Source organism: Streptomyces sp. CNZ287, from assembly GCF_007827615.1.
This window is the reverse complement of the sequence record NZ_VISV01000002.1, coordinates 56,865-76,293: the sequence shown is the minus strand read 5'-3', so window position 1 is coordinate 76,293 and position 19,429 is coordinate 56,865. Positions and strand designations below refer to the sequence as shown.

Annotated in this window: 18 protein-coding genes; 3 read left to right on the top strand and 15 right to left on the bottom strand. The window is 74.1% G+C overall.

Annotated elements, in window-relative coordinates; all coding sequences use genetic code 11:
• The first annotated feature begins 17 nt into the window (after positions 1–17).
• The gene (locus FB457_RS04525) at positions 18–2,465 is read left to right on the top strand and encodes an Hsp70 family protein (protein ID WP_145780918.1); all 2,448 of its coding nucleotides are present in this window, start codon (positions 18–20) and stop codon (positions 2,463–2,465) included.
• 30 nt (positions 2,466–2,495) lie between these two features.
• On the opposite strand, the gene FB457_RS04520 is transcribed toward FB457_RS04525, so the two are convergent.
• From FB457_RS04520 to FB457_RS04510, 3 genes are all read right to left on the bottom strand, one after another.
• Positions 2,496–4,253 (bottom strand): GMC family oxidoreductase, encoded by a 1,758-nt coding sequence (locus tag FB457_RS04520; protein WP_145780916.1) that lies wholly within the window; start codon positions 4,251–4,253, stop codon positions 2,496–2,498.
• Between the two features lie 128 nt (positions 4,254–4,381).
• The gene (locus tag FB457_RS04515) at positions 4,382–4,957 is read right to left on the bottom strand and encodes a histidine phosphatase family protein (RefSeq protein WP_047014791.1); all 576 of its coding nucleotides are present in this window, start codon (positions 4,955–4,957) and stop codon (positions 4,382–4,384) included.
• A 21-nt stretch (positions 4,958–4,978) separates the two neighbouring features.
• Entirely contained in the window at positions 4,979–5,437 is a 459-nt protein-coding gene (locus tag FB457_RS04510) for a GNAT family N-acetyltransferase (RefSeq protein ID WP_145780915.1), read from the bottom strand.
• 130 nt (positions 5,438–5,567) lie between these two features.
• Here FB457_RS04510 and FB457_RS04505 point away from each other — a divergent pair, with 130 nt between their 5' ends.
• Positions 5,568–5,771: a DUF1918 domain-containing protein gene (locus FB457_RS04505; RefSeq protein ID WP_047014793.1), complete on the top strand. Its 204-nt coding sequence runs from the start codon at positions 5,568–5,570 to the stop codon at positions 5,769–5,771.
• Positions 5,772–5,828: 57 nt separating this feature from the next.
• Here FB457_RS04505 and FB457_RS04500 read toward each other — a convergent pair whose 3' ends face one another.
• Complete coding sequence (locus tag FB457_RS04500; RefSeq protein ID WP_486588924.1) at positions 5,829–7,106, bottom strand: glycoside hydrolase family 10-like protein; 1,278 nt, start codon at positions 7,104–7,106, stop codon at positions 5,829–5,831.
• A gap of 181 nt (positions 7,107–7,287) precedes the next feature.
• Here FB457_RS04500 and FB457_RS04495 point away from each other — a divergent pair, with 181 nt between their 5' ends.
• Entirely contained in the window at positions 7,288–8,145 is an 858-nt protein-coding gene (locus FB457_RS04495) for a 3-hydroxybutyryl-CoA dehydrogenase (RefSeq protein ID WP_047014794.1), read from the top strand.
• Between the two features lie 63 nt (positions 8,146–8,208).
• Here the strand turns inward: FB457_RS04495 and pheT are convergent, their stop codons facing one another.
• The 11 genes from pheT to FB457_RS04440 all read right to left on the bottom strand — a co-directional run bounded on the left by pheT (position 8,209) and on the right by FB457_RS04440 (position 19,234).
• Positions 8,209–10,737, bottom strand: a complete 2,529-nt coding sequence (pheT, locus tag FB457_RS04490) for a phenylalanine--tRNA ligase subunit beta (protein WP_145780913.1) — start codon at positions 10,735–10,737, stop codon at positions 8,209–8,211.
• Complete coding sequence (gene pheS, locus FB457_RS04485; protein WP_145780911.1) at positions 10,737–11,882, bottom strand: phenylalanine--tRNA ligase subunit alpha; 1,146 nt, start codon at positions 11,880–11,882, stop codon at positions 10,737–10,739. Before pheS ends, pheT begins: the two co-directional genes overlap by 1 nt.
• Before the next feature lie 154 nt (positions 11,883–12,036).
• On the bottom strand, positions 12,037–13,122 hold the full coding sequence (locus FB457_RS04480) for a sensor histidine kinase (protein WP_047014813.1): 1,086 nt from the start codon (positions 13,120–13,122) through the stop codon (positions 12,037–12,039).
• A gap of 73 nt (positions 13,123–13,195) precedes the next feature.
• Positions 13,196–14,065: a TrmH family RNA methyltransferase gene (locus FB457_RS04475; protein ID WP_047014814.1), complete on the bottom strand. Its 870-nt coding sequence runs from the start codon at positions 14,063–14,065 to the stop codon at positions 13,196–13,198.
• 128 nt (positions 14,066–14,193) lie between these two features.
• On the bottom strand, positions 14,194–14,580 hold the full coding sequence (rplT, locus tag FB457_RS04470; protein WP_047014815.1) for a 50S ribosomal protein L20: 387 nt from the start codon (positions 14,578–14,580) through the stop codon (positions 14,194–14,196).
• A 99-nt stretch (positions 14,581–14,679) separates the two neighbouring features.
• Positions 14,680–14,874, bottom strand: a complete 195-nt coding sequence (gene rpmI, locus FB457_RS04465) for a 50S ribosomal protein L35 (RefSeq protein ID WP_018852864.1) — start codon at positions 14,872–14,874, stop codon at positions 14,680–14,682.
• Between the two features lie 108 nt (positions 14,875–14,982).
• Complete coding sequence (gene infC / locus FB457_RS04460; RefSeq protein WP_078564259.1) at positions 14,983–15,591, bottom strand: translation initiation factor IF-3; 609 nt, start codon at positions 15,589–15,591, stop codon at positions 14,983–14,985.
• A 319-nt stretch (positions 15,592–15,910) separates the two neighbouring features.
• The gene (locus FB457_RS04455; RefSeq protein ID WP_047014816.1) at positions 15,911–16,276 is read right to left on the bottom strand and encodes a DUF1844 domain-containing protein; all 366 of its coding nucleotides are present in this window, start codon (positions 16,274–16,276) and stop codon (positions 15,911–15,913) included.
• A gap of 78 nt (positions 16,277–16,354) precedes the next feature.
• Positions 16,355–17,110 (bottom strand): SseB family protein, encoded by a 756-nt coding sequence (locus FB457_RS04450; protein ID WP_047014817.1) that lies wholly within the window; start codon positions 17,108–17,110, stop codon positions 16,355–16,357.
• Positions 17,088–18,425 (bottom strand): type VII secretion-associated serine protease mycosin, encoded by a 1,338-nt coding sequence (mycP, locus tag FB457_RS04445; RefSeq protein ID WP_047014818.1) that lies wholly within the window; start codon positions 18,423–18,425, stop codon positions 17,088–17,090. Before mycP ends, FB457_RS04450 begins: the two co-directional genes overlap by 23 nt.
• Positions 18,422–19,234 (bottom strand): hypothetical protein, encoded by an 813-nt coding sequence (locus FB457_RS04440; RefSeq protein ID WP_253911149.1) that lies wholly within the window; start codon positions 19,232–19,234, stop codon positions 18,422–18,424. Before FB457_RS04440 ends, mycP begins: the two co-directional genes overlap by 4 nt.
• Between the last annotated feature and the right edge of the window lie 195 nt (positions 19,235–19,429).

Here is a 19,429-nt window from a genome sequence, read left to right as displayed (position 1 = left end):
TGGGGAAGGGGGCCGGGGTGGAGCCGCTGAGGGCCGGGGACCCGGAGACGGTGGGCGGGTTCGGGCTGCGGGGCCGGCTGGGTGCCGGCGGGATGGGCGAGGTGTTCCTGGGCCGGTCGCCGGGCGGGCGGGCGGTGGCGGTGAAGGTGGTGCATCCGCATCTGGCGCGGCAGGCGGAGTTCCGGCGGCGGTTCGCGCGGGAGGTGGCGGCGGCGCGGGCGGTGGGCGGGGCGTTCACGGCTCCGGTGCTGGCCGCCGGTCCTGAGGACGACCTGCCGTGGATCGCGACCGGCTACATTCCGGGGCCCGATCTGGCGGCGGCGGTCGGCGGGGCGGGGCCGTTCCCTGAAGGCGCGGCGTGGCGGCTGGCGGCCGGGCTCGTGGAGGCGTTGCAGGCCATTCACGCGGTGGGGGTGCTGCACCGGGATCTGAAGCCGTCGAACGTGCTGGTGGCCGCGGACGGGCCGCGGGTGATCGATTTCGGGATCGCGCGGACGCTGGAGGACACCGCACTGACGGCGACCGGCCTGGTGGTGGGGACGGCGGGCTTCATGGCGCCTGAGCAGGCAGAGGGCGGTGAAGTCGGCCCGGCAGGCGACGTGTTCGCGCTGGGGGCGGTGATCGCCTTCGCCGCCACGGGCGCCGGACCCTTCGGGGAGGGCCCGCCGCTGGCGGTGCTCCACCGGGTCGTCAACCGGCCACCACGGCTGGACGGGCTCACCGGACCGCTGCGCGAACTGGTCGGTGCATGCCTGGCGAAGAACCCCCGTGAACGGCCCACGCTCACAGCGTTGCTGGCGCGGATCGGGGCGCACTGGGAGCCGGCGGACGACTTCCCCGGCGTCTCACCCTGGCCGGATGCCGTCACCACCCTCATCCAGAGGCGCGCCACACCCCCGACCGCCCCCTACACCGAAGCCGCCGGGACCACGGCGCCGGACGGCGAACCGGACGCGTCGCGTCCGGCCGTCGCCGGCATCGACTTCGGCACGAGGAACTCGGCCGTGGCCGTCCTGGAAGCAGGCAAGGTCCGGCCGGTCCCCAATGCCCAGGGCGCGCAGACCACTCCCAGCCTGGTGAGCCTCACCGCCGAGGGGGACGTCCTCGTCGGCACGGCCGCCGGGCGGCAGGCCCTCGCCAACCCCGCTCACACCCCGCGCGCCGCCAAGCTGGAGCTGGGTACCGGCTGGCGTGTCACGCGGGGCGACGTCCGGCTGACCGCCGAGGACGCCGCCGGGCTGATCCTCGCCCGCCTGCGCCAGGACGCCGAGGCCCACCTCGGCCGGCCGCTCACCGCCGCGGTGCTGGCGGTGCCCGCCGGCTTCCGCCGCGACCAGCGGGCCGCGCTGCTCCGGGCCGGCGAACGGGCCGGGCTCCCCGTCATGCGGCTGATCAACGAGCCCTCGGCGGTGGCGATGGCCTACCGCCTGCACCGGGACGACTGCACCGTCCTGATCTTCGATCTCGGCGCGGGCACCCTCGACGTCTCCCTCGTCGACCTCGGCGACGGCACCGTGCTGGCCTGGGCCACCGCCGGCGACAGCCGGCTCGGCGGCGACGACTGGGACCGGCGGATCGTCGAGCACCTGACCGACCGCGTACGGCTGCGGCACGGCGTGGACCTCACCGGCGACGCCACCGCGGCCCAGCGGCTGCGCGAGGCGGCCGAGGCCGCGAAGATCGAGCTCTCGGCGGTGCGCACCACGACCCTCCGGCTGCCCTACCTCGCCACCGGACCGGACGGCCCCGTCCACCTCGAGGAGGAGCTGACCCGCGAGGAGTTCGAGACGCTCACCCGGGATCTGCTGGAACGCTGCCGGGCGCACGTCGAACACATCCTCGCCGACGCCGAACGGACGCCCGCCGACATCGACCGGGTCGTCCTGACGGGCGGCGCCGCCCGGATGCCCGCCGTGGGCGACCTGATCCGCCGGCTCACGGGCGGCCGTGAGCCCCACCGGGGCCTGATCCCCGGGGCTGTCGCCGGCGGCGCCGCTCTTCAGGCGGGCATCATGACCGGCGACGTGAAGGACGTGCTGCTCCTCGATCTCACCCCTCACTCCATCGGCATCGAAACCGTCGAGGGGACCACGACGGAGCTGATCGAGCGGAACACGACGATCCCCACGAAGCGCTCCGAGGTCTTCACCACCCACACGGATCACCAGAGCGCGGTGGTGCTCCACGTCGTCGAGGGCGAGGGGGAGGACCCGGCCCGCGACCGGACCCTTGCGGTCCTCGAACTCGCCCTGCCGCCCGCTCCCCGCGGCGTGCCACGGATCGAGGTGACGGCCGACTGCGATCCCAACGACATTCTGCACATCACAGCCGAGGACCTGGGCACGGGCAACAAGGCGGTCGCCACCGTCGACCAGGCGACGATGGAACGGGCTGCCGCGCTCCTCCGCTCCTCCCGCTGGCCCGGCCTGCGCGCTCTCGCCCCTGCGACTCTCCCGGACTCCTGAGAGCGTGTCCCGCGCGGTCCGTGTGACCGGTCAGCCCTTGGGCGGGACCTCGGGGATCGGCAGCAACAGTGCGCCGAACGCGCCTGCCGGCACCGCCGGCTGCCGCGGCGGCACCGGGCGGACGCGGGCGTAGGGGTCGTTCTGGGCGGGGCGGGGGTCCTTCTCGCCCTTGTTGGGCCACAGCGCCATCGCGCGCTCCGCCTGGGCCGTGATCGTCAGCGACGGGTTCACGCCGAGGTTCGCGGAGACCGCCGAGCCGTCCACCACCGAGATCCCCGGGTGGCCGTAGAGCCGGTGGTACGGGTCGATGACGCCGTGCTCCGCGTCCTCGCCGATGGGGCAGCCGCCCAGGAAGTGCGCCGTCAGCGGCTTGCCCATCAGCTCGCCGAGGTTCGTGCCCGGCTGGCCGCCGATCTGCTCGGCGAGCAGCCGTGCCGCCTCCGCCCCCTCGGGGAGGTGCACCGGGTTGGGCGCCCCGTGGCCCTGCCGGGCCGTGAGCAGGCCCTTGCCGAGGCCCTTGTCCTTCAGGTACGTGGTGAGCGAGTTGTCGTGGGTCTGCATGACGAGCCCGATGATCGTCCGCTCGGACCACCGGTACGTCGTGGCCGTCCGCGCCACCAGCACCGGGTGCCGCAGATACGCGCCCAGCACGCGCAGCGCCTTGGGCAGCTTCCCGGTGGGCTTGAACTGCGGGACGCACAGCAGCGCCATCGCGTTGGAGCCCTTGCCGTAGCGCACGTTCTCGATGTGCGTGGTGTCGTTGGGGTGGATCGAGGAGGTGATGGCCACCCCCTTGGTGAAGTCCAGTTCACCCGCGCCCCGCTTCTTCCGGTACGTGCGCGGGAAGGTCACCGCGCCGACCAGGGCCTCGGAGTTGGTGCGGGTCAGCTCGCCGAGGCGCGGGGAGAGCCCGGGCAGCCGGCCGCCGGCCTTCATGCGGTGCAGCAGGGTCTGGGTGCCGTACGTGCCCGCCGCGACCACCACGTGGTCGCAGCGGAGCACCTCCCGCTTGCCGCGGCGGCGCTTGTTCGTCGCCACGGTGGTCACCTCGTAGCCGCCGCCGGCGGCCTCGTGCACGTCGACGACGGTGGTGAGCGGGTGGATCACGGCACCGTGCCGCTCGGCGAGGTAGAGGTAGTTCTCCGTCAGGGTGTTCTTCGCACCGTAGCGGCAGCCGGTCATGCACGAGCCGCACTGCAGGCACGCGGCGCGCTCCGGGCCCGCGCCGCCGAAGTACGGGTCGGGCACGGTCTCGCCGGGGGCCGCGGTGGTCTCGCCGCGGGCGTCGCGGCCGTCGCCGTAGAAGACGCCGACGGGGGTGAGCCGGTAGGAGTCGCCGGCGCCCATGCGCTCGGCGGTGGTCTTCAGGTACGTGTCCGCCTCGGTGGTCGTGGGGTTCTCCCGGACGCCGAGCATCCGCTGCGCCTGGTCGTAGTACGGGGCCAGCTCTTCCTGCCAGTCGGTGATGTGGCCCCACTGCCCGTCCCGGAAGAAGGCGGGCGGCGGCACGTAGAGGGTGTTGGCGTAGTTGAGGGAGCCGCCGCCCACGCCGGCGCCGGCGAGCACCATGACGTTGCTGAGCAGGTGGATACGCTGGATGCCGTAGAGGCCGAGGGCGGGGGCCCACAGGTAGTCGCGCAGCCGCCAGGAGTTCTTGGGCAGTTGCTCGCGGGCGAATCTGCGGCCGGCCTCCAGCACGCCGACCTTGTAGCCCTTCTCGGTCAGGCGCAGGGCGGCCACCGAGCCGCCGAAGCCGGAACCGATCACGATCACGTCGTACGAGCTCATCGCGTCTCGCTCCTCGCACCCGGTGCTGCGGCTACCTACCAGGCAGTAGACTTACCTACCCGTAGGGAGTTGGCAATGGCCCCGACATCATCCGCCCGCCGCGCCCCGCAGTCCACTCGCCCCGGCGCTCACGCCCAGCTGTCGATGTGCAGGCTCCACCGCCCGGGACGCCCCGTCAGGCTGATCGCCGACAGCGGCATCACGTCGATGTGCCAGTACGAGACGGGCGGCGCCTTCAGCGCGTAGACCAGCGCGGCGCGGATGATCGAGGGCTCGGTGACGGCGAGCACGTGGGTGCCGTCGTCCACCGGGCGGGTGTCCAGCCAGCCCCCTATCCGCTGGATGAAGGCGATCAGCGCCTCGCCGCCGTGCGGGGCGGCGTGCGGATCCGCGAGCCAGGCGTCCACGTCGCGCGGCTCGGTCATCATCACCTCCTCCAGCGTGCGCCCCCGCCACCGGCCCATGTCGCAGTCGCGCAGCGCGAGTTGGGCCAGCGGCGCGAGGCCGAGCACCCGGCCGGTCTCGCGGGAGCGCTGGGTGGGCGAGCAGTACCGCAACTCGGCGGCGGCCAGCGGGGAGAACACCGGAACGGCGCGCTCCGCCGCCACCCAGCCGTCCGCGTCCAGCGGCCGGTCGTCGTCGAAGCGCTCCGCGAGCCGCGAGGAGTTGCGGGCCGCGGCGAGGAGCGTGAGACGAACGTTCATGCGGTGATGGTAGGAGCGCCGTCAGGCTCTGCCCAGAGCCATCCACTGGGTCGGATCCGCCAGCGGCTCGAAGCCGAGCCTCGCGTAGACCTCGTGGGCGTCGCCGGTCGCCAGCAGGATGCGGCGCAGCCGGTACGGCGCGAGGTGGTCGCGGACGGCGGCGACCAGGCCGCTGCCGACGCCCGCGCCGCGGGCTTCGCGGGCCACGTAGACGTCGCAGAGCCAGGCGAAGGTGGCACGGTCGGTGACGACGCGCGCGTACGCGATCTGCCCGCCCGCGCCGCGCGGGCCGTCCCCGGCGGCGGCCGTCTCCGCGGCGTAGACGCCGAAGTTCAGGGAGTGGTCGATCGCGGTGTCCTGCTGCGCGCGGCTGCGGCCGAGCGCCCAGTACGCGTCGGTGGACAGCCACCGGTGGACGAGCGCCCGGTCGAGCCGGGCGGGGTCGGTGGAGACCTCATACGGTGCGGGTACGTGAGCCATGGGCAGAGCCTGGCACGCGGTGCATGGCCCGTACACCGGAATTCTCCGGAAGCCAAGCGCCGCGCCCGCCCTTAAACTGGCGGTCACGGACCCCATCATCTGGGGACGAGCCGGACAGGAGGTCGACCCGATGCAGGCTGAAGTGGGCGACAAGCTGTGTGTGCACGGCCGTGTCGTCGGTCAGGAGGACCGGACGGCGGAGATCCTCGAAGTCATGGGCCCAGCCGGGGCACCGCCCTACCGGGTGCGGTTCGACGACGGCCACGAGGCGCTGGTGTCACCCGGCCCGGACTCCGTGGTCCGGCATCGGGACCGGGAGTCCGGGCAGGGCTGACGTCCGCGGCCGCGGGTGGCGGGGCGGCCGGGACGACGGGGGCCGGCGGGCGCGCCGTCAGCAGCGCGGCGGCCGGGCCGGCTCGCGGTAGTGGTCGGCGACGAGCCTGCTGACCGCGCCCAGGGGGTCCTGGGGCAGCAGTTTCGCGGAGAAGTACATGTTGCCCTGGACCTCCGGGTAGCCCTGGCAGAACGTCAGGTGACGGGAGAGCTCCGCCGGGTCGAACCAGGCGGCGGGCTGGCCGGCGGCGCCGACCTTGTAGAGCGCCTCGCCGATGTAGAGGTTGACGCCGGTGCCTGCGACCACGTCGTTCCACCAGGGCACGATCTTGGCGTAGTCGGCGACCGCGAAGCCGATGTTCCAGTACACCTGCGGGACGATGTAGTCGATCCAGCGCTCGCGCACCCATGTGCGGGTGTCGGCGTAGAGGTTGTCGTACGTCTGCGTGCCCGCCTGGGTGTCGGAGCCCTCGGGGTCGGTGGCCGCGTTCCGCCAGACCGCGAACGGGCTGACACCGAACTGCACGGTGCGCTTCGTCCGCTTGATGGCCCGGCCCAGCTCCGCGACCAGCAGGTCGACGTTGTTGCGCCGCCAGTCGGCCTTGTCCGCGAAGGCGCCGCCGTACCTCCGGTACGTCTCCTCGTCGGCGAACTCCTGGCCCGCGACCGGGTACGGGTAGAAGTAGTCGTCGAAGTGCACGGCGTCGATGTCGTAGCGCCGGACGGCATCGAGGATGCAGCGCTGGACGAAGCGGCGGACCTCCGGCACCCCCGGGTCGTAGTAGATCTTGCCGCCGTACGGGACGACCCACTCGGGGTGCCGGTTCGCCGGGTGGTCGGGCACCAGCTTCTCCGCGAGCGCGTCGTTGCGCACCCGGTAGGGGTTGAACCAGGCGTGCAGTTCGAGACCGCGCCGGTGGGCCTCGCGGACCGCGAAGCCGAGCGGGTCCCAGCCCGGGTCGGCGCCCTGGGTCCCGGAGAGCCACTCCGACCACGGCTCGTACGGCGACGGCCACATCGCGTCCGCTGTCGGCCGGGCCTGGAAGACGACGGTGTTCATCCGCCGGTCCGCCGCCTCGTCGAGCCGGGCCAGCAACTGTCGCTGCTGCTCCGCCGCGCTCAGGCCCTGCTGGTCCGGCCAGTCGATGTTCGCCACCGTCGCCACCCACGAGCCGCGCATCTGCCCGGCCGGTCGGCCGTGGGCGCGTCCCGCGGCGCCCGCCGGGGACGCGATCGCGTCGCCCGCCACGGTCACCGCGGACAGGGCGCCCACCGCCGCGGCGCCGAACCGGCGCCGGCTGAGGTGGTGCGGTCTGCCGGGAGTGCTGCTCCCCATCTGGATCCTCCGAATCGCCGAGAACAAGAATCCGACTGCGCCAAGTGGTCTGAACCACTCGTCAGTTGCGGCACATCCTCGCGCCCTGCCTCACCCGGGGACAAGAGCCATGCGCTACGCGGGTAACGTCAGGGGTCCGAAAGGGTTGCCCACACGGCAGGACGAGGGACGAGGAGAGACATTGACCGACATCGAACGCGTCGGAGTGGTCGGATCCGGCCAGATGGGCTCGGGCATCGCCGAGGTGTGTGCCCGCTCCGGCCTTCAGGTCGTCGTCGCCGAGACCACCGGCGATGCCCTCGAACTGGGCCGTACCCGCGTCATCAGCTCCCTCGCCAAGGCGGCCGACCGCGGCAAGATCAGCAAGGAGGAACGGGACGCGGCGCTGGGCGCGCTGAGCTTCACGACCGATCTCGGAGAGCTTGCGGAGAGCGATCTCGTGATCGAGGCGGTGGTGGAAAACGAACAGGTCAAGACCGAAATCTTCCAGGTCCTTGATCAGGTCGTCGCCCGCCAGGACGCGATCCTCGCCTCCAACACCTCCTCCATCCCGCTGGTCAAGCTCGCCGTCGCCACCACGCGACCGGAGCAGGTCATCGGGATGCACTTCTTCAACCCCGCGCCCGTGCAGCGCCTCATCGAGCTGATCCCGGCGCTGACGACCAGCGACGACACGCTCAAGCGCACCGAGGCGCTGGCCCGCGACGTGCTCGGCAAGCACGCCATCCGGGCCCAGGACCGCTCCGGGTTCGTCGTCAACGCGCTCCTGATCCCGTATCTGCTCTCCGCGGTCCGGATGTTCGAGTCCGGCATCGCCACGCGCGAGGACATCGACAACGGGATGGAGCTGGGCTGCGCCCACCCGATGGGCCCGCTGAAGCTCTCGGACCTCATCGGCCTCGACATCGTCGCCTCGGTGGCCGACTCGATGTACGCCGAGTACAAGGAGCCGTCGTACGCGACGCCGCCGCTGCTGGCGCGGATGGTCGAGGCCGGGAGGCTGGGCCGGAAGTCGGGCGCCGGGTTCTACACGTACTGAGGCGTCCCGGCCGGCACGGTACGGGGCCCGGGCCCGCGGCCGGCCCCGTACCATCGTGCGGGCTCACGCCCCGCGCAGCACCGCGCCCGTCTCCGCCGCGGCCCTGGCCACCGCGGCGTCGCGGGCGGCACCCGCCTCCTCGGCGGTCAGCGTGCGGTCGGGGGCGCGGAACCGCAGCGCGTAGGCGAGCGACTTGCGGCCCTCGCCCACCTGCTCGCCGGTGAAGACGTCGAACAGCCGCACCGACTCCAGTAGCTCCCCCGCCCCCGCGCGCAGCGCGGCGGCGACCTTCGCCGCCGGCACGTCCGCGGCCACGACCAACGCCACGTCCTGCGTCGCCACCGGGTACGTGGAGATCCGCGGCGCCTGGAGCGGGCCGCCGCCGGCGATCTCCAGCAGGTCGAGCGAGACCTCCATCGCGCAGGTGCGCTCCGGCAACTGCATCGCCTTGACCACCCGCGGGTGCAGCTCGCCCGCGTGGCCGACGACCCGCCGCTCGCCGTCCACGACCGCGAAGAGCGCGGCGCACCTGCCGGGGTGCCACGGCGCGTGCCGGTCGGACTCCGCCGCCAGCTCCACGCCCGCCTCGCGGGCCACGGTACGGGCCGCCTCCACCGCGTCCGCCCAGTCCGCCGGGCGGCCCCGGCCCCACCAGCCGGCACGCTCGCGGGCGCCGGCGAGGACGACGGCGGCGCGGCGCGGCTGCTTGGGCAGGGCGGTGTCGAGCCGGGCGATCTCCTCGTCCGTGGGCCGCCGGTCGACGGGCAGCCGCACCGGCGCGGTCTCATAGCCGGAGGGCCGGAAGACCAGGCCGGTCTCGAAGAGCGCCAGGTCCGCGGCCCCGCGGCCGTGGTTGCGGCGCAGGGCGGCGAGCAGCCCCGGCAGCAGCGTGGTGCGCAGCGCCGGCTCCTCGTCGCTCAGCGGGTTGACGAGGGTGACCGTACGGCGGCGGGCGTCGTCCGGCTCCAGGCCGAGGGCGTCGAGCGCCGCCTCGCCCACGAACGGGTAGTTCAGCACCTCGACGTAGCCGGCGCCGGCCAGCACCCGGCCGACCCTGCGGTGCAGCCGCTGCCGGCCGGTCAGACCGCGGCCCGCGGGCGGCCGGGGCAGCGTCGAAGGCAGGTTCTCGTAGCCCTCGAGCCGGATGACCTCCTCGGCGAGGTCGTTCGGCGAGCCCAGGTCGGGGCGCCAGGACGGCACGGTGACGGTCAGCTCGTCGGCGCCGTAGACGTCGCAGCCGACCTCCTGGAGCCGGCGCACCACGGTGTCGCGCCCGTACGTCACGCCCGCCACCAGGTCCGGGTGGTCGGCCTTCATCCGCACCGTACGCGGCCCCCGGGGCGCGGTGACCCCGGTCACGCCGGCCTCGGCGGAGCCGCCGGCGAGCAGCACCAGCAGGTCCACGGTGCGCTGCGCCGCGGCCGGTCCCGCCTCCGGGTCGACGCCGCGCTCGAAGCGGCGCGACGCCTCGGAGGTGAGGCGGTGGCGGCGCGAGGTGCGGGCGATGGAGACGGGGTCGAAGTGCGCGGCCTCGATCACGATGTCGGTGGTGCCCGCCACGGCGCCGAGCAGGTGGTCGCGTACCCCGGCCTCGGCGATCTCGGTGTCGGCGCCGCCCATCACCCCGGCCAGCCCGATCGGGCCGCGGTTGTCGGTGATCAGCAGGTCCCCGGGATCGAGGGTGCGCTCGACGCCGTCGAGGGTGGTGAGCTTCTCGCCCGGGGCCGCGCGGCGGACGCCGAGGGGGCCGTCGAGCCGGTCGCGGTCGTAGGCGTGCAGCGGCTGGCCGATCTCCAGCATCACGTAGTTGGTGACGTCCACGGCGAGCGAGATCGGGCGCATGCCGGCCTTCTGCAGCCGGCGCTGGAGCCAGATCGGCGAGCGGGCCTCAGGGTCGACGCCGGTGACGACGCGGGCGGTGAACCGGTCGCAGCCGCGCAGGTCGTCGACCTTGACCGGGTAGCCGTAGTCGTTCGGCGGGGGCACGTCGAGCAGCGCCGGGTCGCGCAGCGGCAGGCCGTAGGCGATGGCGGTCTCGCGGGCGACGCCGCGCAGGGACAGCGCGTAGCCGCGGTCGGGGTTGACGGCGATGTCCAGGACCTCGTCGTTCAGCTCCAGCAGCTCGATCGCGTCGGTGCCCGGCTCGTACTCCGGCGGCAGCACGAGGATGCCGTCGTGGTCGTCGCCGATGCCCAGCTCGCGCACCGAGCAGATCATGCCCTCGGAGACCTTGCCGTACGTCTTGCGGGCGCCGATCTTGAAGCCGCCGGGCAGCTCGCCGCCGGGCAGGATGACGACCACCTTGTCGCCGACGGCGAAGTTGCTCGCGCCGCAGATGATGTTCTGCGGCTCGCCGGTACCCCCAGCCTGGCCGACGTCGACCTGGCAGTAGCGGATCGGCTTCTTGAACTCCGTCAGCTCCTCGATCGCCAGCACCCGGCCGACGACCAGCGGGCCCGTCAGGCCCGCGCCGAGCCGCTCGACGGTCTCGACCTCCAGGCCGGCGCTGATCAGCCGGGCCTGGACGGCACGGCCGGTCTCGCCGGCCGGCAGGTCGACGTACTCCCGCAGCCACGAAAGCGGGACTCGCATCAGATCTCCATCCCGAACGGCCTGGTGAAGCGCACGTCACCCTCGACCATGTCTCGCATGTCCTCGACGTTGTGGCGGAACATCAGCATCCGCTCGATCCCGAACCCGAACGCGAACCCGCTGTAGCGCTCCGGGTCGATGCCGCAGGCGACCAGCACCTTCGGGTTGACCATGCCGCAGCCGCCCAGCTCGATCCAGCCCTCGGAGCCGCAGGTGCGGCAGGGCCGGTCCGGGTTGCCGACGGACTCGCCGCGGCAGACGAAGCAGACCATGTCCATCTCGGCGGACGGCTCGGTGAAGGGGAAGTGGTCCGGGCGCAGCCGGGTCCGCATGCCCTCGCCGAAGAGCGAGGAGACCATGTGGTCGAGGGTGCCCTTGAGGTCGGCCATCGTCAGGCCCTCGTCCACGGCCAGCCCTTCGACCTGCATGAAGACGGGGGTGTGGGTGGCGTCCAGCTCGTCGGTGCGGTAGACGCGGCCGGGGCAGATCACGTAGACCGGCGGCTCGCGGTCGAGCATGGTGCGGATCTGCACGGGCGAGGTGTGGGTACGCAGCACGACGCCGGACTCGTCGTCGCCCTGCCGCTCCCCCGCGCCGTCGCCCTGCGGGCCGCGTACGAAGAAGGTGTCCTGCTCGCTGCGCGCGGGGTGGTCGGGCGCGATGTTGAGGGCGTCGAAGTTGAACCACTCCGCCTCGACCTCGGGGCCCTCGGCCACCTCCCAGCTCATCGCCGTGAAGATGTCCTCGATGCGCTCGGAGAGCGTGGTCAGCGGATGGCGGGCGCCGGCGGGCGAGCGGTCGTACGGCAGCGTGACGTCCACCGCCTCCTCGACGAGCACCCGGGCGTCGCGCTCCGCCTCCAGCTCCTCCTGCCGCCGCTTGAGCGCCTGGCCCACCTCGCCGCGGGCCCGGCCCACGCGCTTGCCCGCGTCCGCCTTGGCGTGCGGCGGCAGGGCGCCGATCTCGCGGTTGGCCAGCGCCAGCGGGGAGCGGTCGCCGGCGTGGGCGATCTTCACCTCGCGGAGCTCTGCGAGGTCGCCGGCCGCGGCGATGGCGGCCAGCGCCTCGTCGCGCACCCGGTCGATCTCTTCCGGTTTCAGTGCCTCGACCTCGACAGGGTCGTACGACTTGTTCGGTGCCGACATCTCTTCCCGTACTTCCGATTGGCTGGCTGCGCCCCGACCCGGCGGCCGCGGCGGTGTCGGCGAGCGAGGTCGCCGAGGGGCCGGGGGTCGAGTCTACGGGCGCGTGGACGTGGGTGAAGCCCGTGGGTGTGGCCCGTGGGCGGGCGGCCGCTGCTCAGGCGAGGTGGGCCGGGGCGCCGACGGGCAGGGTAAATCGGAAGCGGGCGCCGCCGCCGGGGGCGCGGCCGACCGTGATGATCCCGCCGTGGGCCTCCACGATGCCCTTGACGATGTACAGCCCCAGGCCCGTGCCGCCGCGCTTGCTGCCCCGCCAGAAGCGGGTGAAGACGCGGCTCATCGACTCCTCCGGGATGCCGGGGCCTTCGTCGCTCACGGTGACCTGGGTGCCTTCCCTGCCGTGGGTGAGAGTGGCGGGTGCCACCTCGATGGTGACAAGTCCCTCGCCGTGGCGCACGGCATTTTCCAGCAGGTTGCCCAGCACCTGGTCGACCTTGTCCGGGTCGGCCCACAGCTCGGGCAGCTCCCCCGGCACCAGCGTGCGGAACCGCGCCGGGTCCTGGCCCGCGGTGGTCTGCGCCTCCACGTGCCGGTGCACCGCGGCAACCACGTCGACGCGCTGCTTGCGCACCTCCAGCCGGCCGGAGTCGATCCGGGAGATGTCCAGCAGCTCGGCGATGAGCCGGGTGACGCGGTTGGCGTCGGCGTGCACCGTCTCCAGCATCAGCCGCTTCTGGTCGTCGGTGAACCGCTCCCACTTCGCCAGCAGCGTGGCGGTGAAGCCCTTCACAGAGGTCAGCGGCGAGCGCAGCTCGTGCGCGACGGTGGCGATCAGCTCCGCGTGGCTGCGCTCGCTGCGCCGCCGGGCCTCCGTGCCGCGCAGGGTGACGACGAGCTTGCGCACCGGGCCCGTGCGCCCGTCGCGCACGTACCGGGCGGCGACCAGCACCTCGCGGTTGCCGGGCAGCAGCAGGTTGCGCTCCGGGTGCCCGGTGCGGATGGCCAGGCCGCCGTACGGGTCCGTCAGCCGCCACCAGCGGCGGCCCTTCAGATCCTCCAGGGGCAGCGCCTCGGCCAGCGGGCGGCCGAGGACGGCGGCCGGCTCCAGGGCGGTGATCCGCGCGGCGGCGGCGTTGAAGCGCACCACGACGCCGTGCTCGTCGGCCACGACGAGGCCGTCCGGCAGATCGTCGGGCGCACAGCCGAGGTCCTTCACCCCGGGCCCGTCATCTGCACTCTCCACCCCATGAACCCCCTCCCGCGGACCGGGCGTTGGCCTGCCCGTACGGTCGACTCGCGGACCTAGAGCGGTCACCTTACCGGGCGGAGCTGACGGCACGGCACCCGCCGATCGGGCGGTGCGCCCGGGCCGAGGCGTAGAGGCAGACGGCGGCGGCGGTGGCGAGGTTCAGGCTCTCGGCGCGGCCGTGGATCGGCACCCGCACGACGGCGTCGGCGAGCGCCCTGGTCTCCGCGGGCAGCCCCCACGCCTCGTTGCCGAAGATCCAGCCGGTGGGGGCGGCGAGGCCGCCGTCGTCCAGCTCGTCGTCGAGGTCCCGCTCCCCCGCACCGTCCGCGGCCAGCAGCCGCACGCCGGCGGCGCGCAGCTCGGCGGCGGCACGCTCGGCGGGCACGCCGGTGACGACGGGCAGGTGGAAGAGGCTGCCGGCGGAGGCCCGTACGGCCTTGGGGTTGTACGCGTCCACGGAGGCGTCGGTCAGCACCACGGCGTCGGCCCCCGCCGCGTCGGCGCAGCGCAGCACGGTGCCGGCGTTGCCGGGGTCGCGGACGTGCGCCAGGACGGCCACGAGCCGGGGGCGGGCGGCGACGACGTCGGCGAGGGGCACGTCGAGGAACCGGCAGACGCCCACGAGACCCTGCGGGGTCACGGTCTGCGAGAGCCCGGCGACGACGTCCTCGGCGGCGGTGTGCACCCGTACCCCCGTGCTCCGGGCCGCCCCGACGATCTCCGCGTGCCGCTCCGCGGCTTCCGCGGTGACGAAGAGCTCGGCCAGCACGGGACCGGCGCCGCCGGCCGCTCCGGCCCCGTACGCCACCGCCTCCCGCACGGCCTGCGGCCCCTCGGCGAGGAACCTGCGCTCCTTGGCCCGCCCCGCGCGCCTGAGCAGCTTGCGGGCGGCGGTGACGCGGGCGGAGCGCGGCGAGATCGGCTCGGGGATGCCCATGGGCGGCGGGGAGACCTTTCGTACAGCGGGTGCGGGGCGCGGGCGGCGGGACGACCCGCGCCGAAGACAGAACCCGCAGGCCGGCGGGGCCTGCGGGTCCTTGGTACGTACCGTGCGAGCGCGGTGGCTCAGGCGGCGGACTTCGGCGCGTTGACGTCGCTGGGCAGCGCCTTCTGCGCCACCTCGACGAGCACGGCGAACGCGCCCGCGTCGTTCACGGCCAGCTCGGCCAGCATCTTGCGGTCCACCTCGACGCCCGCGGCCTTCAGGCCCTGGATGAAGCGGTTGTAGGTGATGCCGTTGGCGCGGGCAGCGGCGTTGATCCGCTGGATCCAGAGCTGCCGGAAGTCGCCCTTGCGCTTCTTGCGGTCGTTGTAGTTGTAGACGAGGGAGTGGGTGACCTGCTCCTTCGCCTTGCGGTAGAGGCGGGAGCGCTGGCCGCGGTAACCACTGGCCTGCTCGAGGATCGCCCGGCGCTTCTTCTGGGCGTTGATTGCCCGCTTGACGCGTGCCACTTGTTCACTCCTTGGGGCTGGGTCGCGTCGGCTGCGCGACCCGGAACGGCTGGGTCCCGGTCTCTTGAGTCCTGCGCCCTGCCGGTGCAGGGCGGCGACTCACCTGCCGAGAAGCTTCTTGACCTTCTTGGCGTCGGCCTTGGACAGCTCGACCGTGCCGGCGAGGCGCCGGGTCAGAGTCGACGGCTTGTGCTCCAGGTAGTGGCGCCGGTTGGCACGCTGACGCAGCACCTTGCCGGAGCCGGTCACGCGGAAGCGCTTCTTGGAACCACTGTGGGTCTTGTTCTTCGGCATCTCGCCGTTCACTCCTCGTCTTCGGCGCCTCCCACCACCCCCGTAAAAGGGCATGCGGAAGCGTCAGACTGACTTCGTACGTCTCCGGACCCGGGGCCGGGTCCGCGATCAGGCCTCGGCGCGCTCCGCCGGAGCGTTGTCGTCGCCCCTGCGCTCCGCCTTGCGGGCGGCTTGGGCCTCCCGGGCTTCGGCCATCGCCTCGGTCTTCTTCTTGTGCGGACCGAGGACCATGATCATGTTGCGGCCGTCCTGCTTGGGGTTGGACTCCACGAAGCCCAGCTCCTGCACGTCCTCCGCGAGCCGCTGCAGCAGCCGCCGGCCCAACTCGGGACGGGACTGCTCACGACCGCGGAACATGATCGTGATCTTGACCTTGTCACCCTGCTTGAGAAACCGCTCGACGTGACCCTTCTTGGTGTCGTAGTCGTGCGGGTCGATCTTCGGCCGGAGCTTCATCTCCTTGATGACCGTGTGCGCCTGGTTCTTGCGCGCCTCACGGGCCTTCATGGCCGACTCGTACTTGAACTTCCCGTAGTCCATCAGCTTGCACACCGGAGGACGGGCGTTGGCCGCCACCTCGACCAGGTCGAGGTCGTACTCCTGGGCAAGCTCCAGAGCCTTGGCGAGCGGGACGATGCCCACCTGCTCGCCGCTGGGGCCGACAAGTCGCACCTCGGGGACGCGAATCCGGTCGTTGATGCGGGGCTCGGCGCTGATGTGGCCTCCTCATTTCCACCACGCGACTGCCTGGCGGGCAACCGCGTCACGTTCTGTCTGCCGACCATCCGACGCGGGCACGAAAAAATCCCCGGACGGGACGCAAATGCGGCTCCTGCCGGGGAGCACCACCGCAGAGCCAGCCGCGGGGCGCTTGGGACCGGTGACCCGCCGACCGGGGGCCGGAAGGTGGGAGATCGGAGCCTCCACTTGCGGGCCGGTCGCTCCTCTTTCCTGCATGGCGCGTCCGGCCGGTCGCTGTCCAGCATACCAGTGCGCGGAGAGACCCCGCACATCCGTGCCGCGCCCACGGCGGGGGTCAGCTGAAGACGGGGCCCGTGTACGCCTCGCCGGGACCCTGGCCCGGCTCGTCCGGGTGCTCGGACGCCTCGCGGAAGGCGAGCTGGAGCGACTTCAGCCCGTCGCGCAGCGGTGCCGCGTGGTACGAGCCGACCTCCGCGGCACCCGCGGTGACCAGCCCGGCCAGTGCGGTGATCAGCTTGCGGGCCTCGTCGAGGTCCTTGTGCGCGGCGCCGTCCTCGGCGAGCCCGAGCTTGACCGCGGCGGCGCTCATCAGGTGCACCGCCACCGTCGTGATCACCTCCACGGCGGGGACCTCGGCGATGTCGCGGGTCAGCGCGTCGAAGTCGGGTCCTGCGTCGGCGCCGGGGCCGGTGTCGCTCATGGGGGCTCACTTCCTCGTACGGGACCGGAGGCCACCCTAACCAGCGCCGGGGCCGCGGCCCGGGGCCGGGTACGGGCGCTACCCGGCCCCGGGCCGCAGCGGCAGCGGTGCGCCGGGGAGCGGGGTGTCCGGCGGCAGCAGCGCCAGGTCCAGACCGCGGACCAGCCGGGCCCGCAGGGTGGCGTCGGCGGCCAGCGCCTCGGCGACGGCACGGGCGACGGCGGCGGGGGCGGTGCCGGCGGCGGGGACGAGGGCCAGGGTGCCGTCCGCCTCGCCGGCGCGGGCCAGGGACGCGGCACGTATCCCGGCGACTCCGGAGACCACGGCGGTCACGGCCGCGACGACGCCGGGGTCGGCCAGCGGGTCGGTGCTGCCGCGGCCCTCGGCGGCGGCGAGCAGGGCCGGCCCGGTCAGCTCGTACGGCACGGGGCCCGCGACGTCCAGGACGACGGTGTCGGCGCGCTCGGCGACGGCGGCCTGTACGGCCTGCGGCAGCGCCACGGCCACGGGGCGGGCGGCGGGGTCCCACCGGGCGAGGGCGGCGGTGGAGGTGAAGGCGGGCAGGGCGCGCCGGCCGCCGGGGACTTCGAGGGTGGGCACCGCCATATCGCTGGTCTTGTCGCGGCGCAGCCTGTCCGGGCCTTCCTCCGCTTCGCCGAGGAGCGCGACGACGGGGACCAGCACCCGCGTGCCGGCGAGGGCCGCGAGCACCCGGACCCCGGCCGCGGGGTCGTCGGGGGCCTCCGCGTACGCGGTGAGGGCGGCCGCGAGGCCGGGGTCCGCCGAGCCGTCGTCGGCGGCGAAGCCGGGGTCAGGGATGTTCTTCAGCGACACCCGACGAGCCTAGCGGTCGCCCGTCGTCGCCCCGCGGGCGCGGTCCTGCGGCGCCGGGCGGGGGCGCCGACCGCGACGGCCCGGCCGGCGGCGGCGCGAAGGGCGGGGGCTCGGGGCCGCGCCAGACGCCGGCCGCACGCGACCGCGGACCGCGCCACAGGAACCACGCGCCCGCGATCAGCCCCACGCCTATGACGCCCGCGGCGAGCGCCAGGCCGTTGGGCCCGTCGTCCTCGGTGGCGACGAGCGCGGGCGCCGAGCCGAAGCGCTTCTCGTCGTACGCGGCCGACTTCGGCTCCTGCGGCGCGGCCTTCAGCTCCCGGGCCGCGGCGACCGCCGCCGCCGCATCGACCCGGCCGGCGCCCAGCTCGTCGTCGCGGCCGCCTTCCGGCGGGTCCTGCGCGGTCTCCCGCAGCAGGTCGCGGATCTGCCAGGGGGTGAGGTCCGGGTTGGCGGCGCGGACCAGGGCGGTGACGCCGGAGACGAAAGCGGCGGCGGCGCTGGTGCCCCAGCCCTCGTAGTAGGTGCGGTCGGGGTCGGCGATGGCGACGTCGACGCCGGGGGCGGCGACGGTGGCGTACCAGTGCCGGGTGGAGAAGTCGGCGCGGGCCCCCGTCCGGTCGACGGCGGTGACGGCGATGACGCCGGGGTAGGCCGCGGGGTACGAGATGCGGTCCCCCTTCTCCCCGCTGTTGCCCGCGGACGACACCACGGTCACGCCCTTGCGCAGCGCGTACTGCACGGCGGCGTCCTCGCCGGGCTCGGGGTGGGCGGACTTGCTGTCGTCGCCGAGGGAGAGGTTGATGACGTCGGCGCCGTTGTCGACGGCCCAGCGGATGCCGTCGGCGAGCGCGCTGCCGCGGGTCTCGCGGGCCTTGCCGCGCTGCGCGTCGCCGTCCTCCAGGATGACCCGTACCGGCAGGATCTTCGCGTCCGGCGCGACGCCCGTGACGCCTTCCGCGGCGCCGGGGCCGTGGCCGTGCGCGGCGATGATGCCGGCCATGGCGGTGCCGTGCCGGGCCCAGGAGTCGTCGCCGCGGCGGGCGCCGAAGCCGACGAAGTCCTTGCCGTCCAGCACCTGTCCGGTGAGGTCGGGGTGGCCGGCGTCGACGCCGGTGTCGAGTACGGCGACGGTGACGCCCTCGCCGCGGGTGGTGTTCCACGCCTCGGGGGCGCGGACGTCGTCCAGGCCCCACTGCAGCTCCTGGAGGCCGTCCGCGTGCGCGGGGGCGGCGGTGGCGCCGAGCAGGGCGGCGGCGGCCAGCGCGGCGAGGAGCGCGGCGGCGCGGCGGTGGACGCGGAACGGGCGGGTCACCGCGGGGACTCCGTGGCCTTGGCGGAGGTCTTGCGCAGTCCGCGCTCGACCCGGTCGGCGATGCCCTCGGCGTCGTGGCCGAGTCCCGCCTGGGCGGGCGCGGTGGTGGCGTCGGGGTGGACGGCCTCGTTGGCGGGCTGCGGTTCCGTCACGGCGCGGCCGTCGGCGAAGCCGGTGACGGCGTAGAGGACGACGGGGGCGTCGGAGAGCACGCGCATGGTCCAGGTCGCGCGCTGCTCGGCGCCGAAGCCGGCGGCAGGTCCCGTCTCCGTGCCGTACGCGCGCGGCAGCATGTCCGCCCGCGCGGCCAGCTCCCGCTCGTCGAAGCGGTCCTCGAACCGGCCCATCTTCGCGGCGCCCGCCGCGGTGAAGACCATGCCGACGGTGGTGACGCTGCTGCGGGTGGCGTCGGTGTACGTGGCGCGCAGCAGCTTCTCGCAGCCGACGCGGCGCAACTCCCGTGCCAGCGCCGCGTCGAGGCCCTCCTTGCAGTCCGCGGGCGGGGCGACGGCGACGCGTACCCAGACGCGGTCGGCGCCGCCGGGGCCCGCGCCGTCGCCTTCGAGCCGGGGCGGGAAGAGGGTGTCGACGGGGGTGGCGTGCCAGAGGCCGCGGGCCACCTCGTACGCCCCGGGCGTGGCCTGCGCGCTCGGCCCGTCGCTGAGCAGGCTGCCGGTGGCGGCGCCCACGACGAGGCCGACGCCGGTGACGAGCGCGACGGCGGCGGCCACGGTGCGCGCGATGCTGCGCCGTTCCGCGGGCGGCTCCGGCTCGGGACGGGGGATGTCGGAGGGGAGCACGGATGCCATGTGCAGCGGGGCGCCTACGGGCTTGGGAGGGACGGCGGGCACGGGCGGGGCGTACGGCCGCGGCGGGAGCCGCGGCGGCGTGGCCCCGGCGGACCCGGACCCGGCTGGGGGCACGGTGCCGCCGGACGTGGCGGTGCCGGCGGACTCGGCGGCGGGTGGCGGGGGTTCGGCCGCCCGCGGGCGCTTCGGCCGCAC

Coding starts and splice junctions, on each gene's coding strand:
- FB457_RS04520 (WP_145780916.1), bottom strand. CDS start 4,253: ATGAGCTCGTACGACGTGATCGTGATCGGTTCCGGCTTCGGCGGCTCG.
- FB457_RS04515 (WP_047014791.1), bottom strand. CDS start 4,957: ATGAACGTTCGTCTCACGCTCCTCGCCGCGGCCCGCAACTCCTCGCGG.
- FB457_RS04510 (WP_145780915.1), bottom strand. CDS start 5,437: ATGGCTCACGTACCCGCACCGTATGAGGTCTCCACCGACCCCGCCCGG.
- FB457_RS04505 (WP_047014793.1), top strand. CDS start 5,568: ATGCAGGCTGAAGTGGGCGACAAGCTGTGTGTGCACGGCCGTGTCGTC.
- FB457_RS04500 (WP_486588924.1), bottom strand. CDS start 7,106: ATGGGGAGCAGCACTCCCGGCAGACCGCACCACCTCAGCCGGCGCCGG.
- pheT (WP_145780913.1), bottom strand. CDS start 10,737: ATGCGAGTCCCGCTTTCGTGGCTGCGGGAGTACGTCGACCTGCCGGCC.
- pheS (WP_145780911.1), bottom strand. CDS start 11,882: ATGTCGGCACCGAACAAGTCGTACGACCCTGTCGAGGTCGAGGCACTG.
- FB457_RS04475 (WP_047014814.1), bottom strand. CDS start 14,065: ATGGGCATCCCCGAGCCGATCTCGCCGCGCTCCGCCCGCGTCACCGCC.
- rpmI (WP_018852864.1), bottom strand. CDS start 14,874: ATGCCGAAGAACAAGACCCACAGTGGTTCCAAGAAGCGCTTCCGCGTG.
- FB457_RS04455 (WP_047014816.1), bottom strand. CDS start 16,276: ATGAGCGACACCGGCCCCGGCGCCGACGCAGGACCCGACTTCGACGCG.
- FB457_RS04440 (WP_253911149.1), bottom strand. CDS start 19,234: ATGGCATCCGTGCTCCCCTCCGACATCCCCCGTCCCGAGCCGGAGCCG.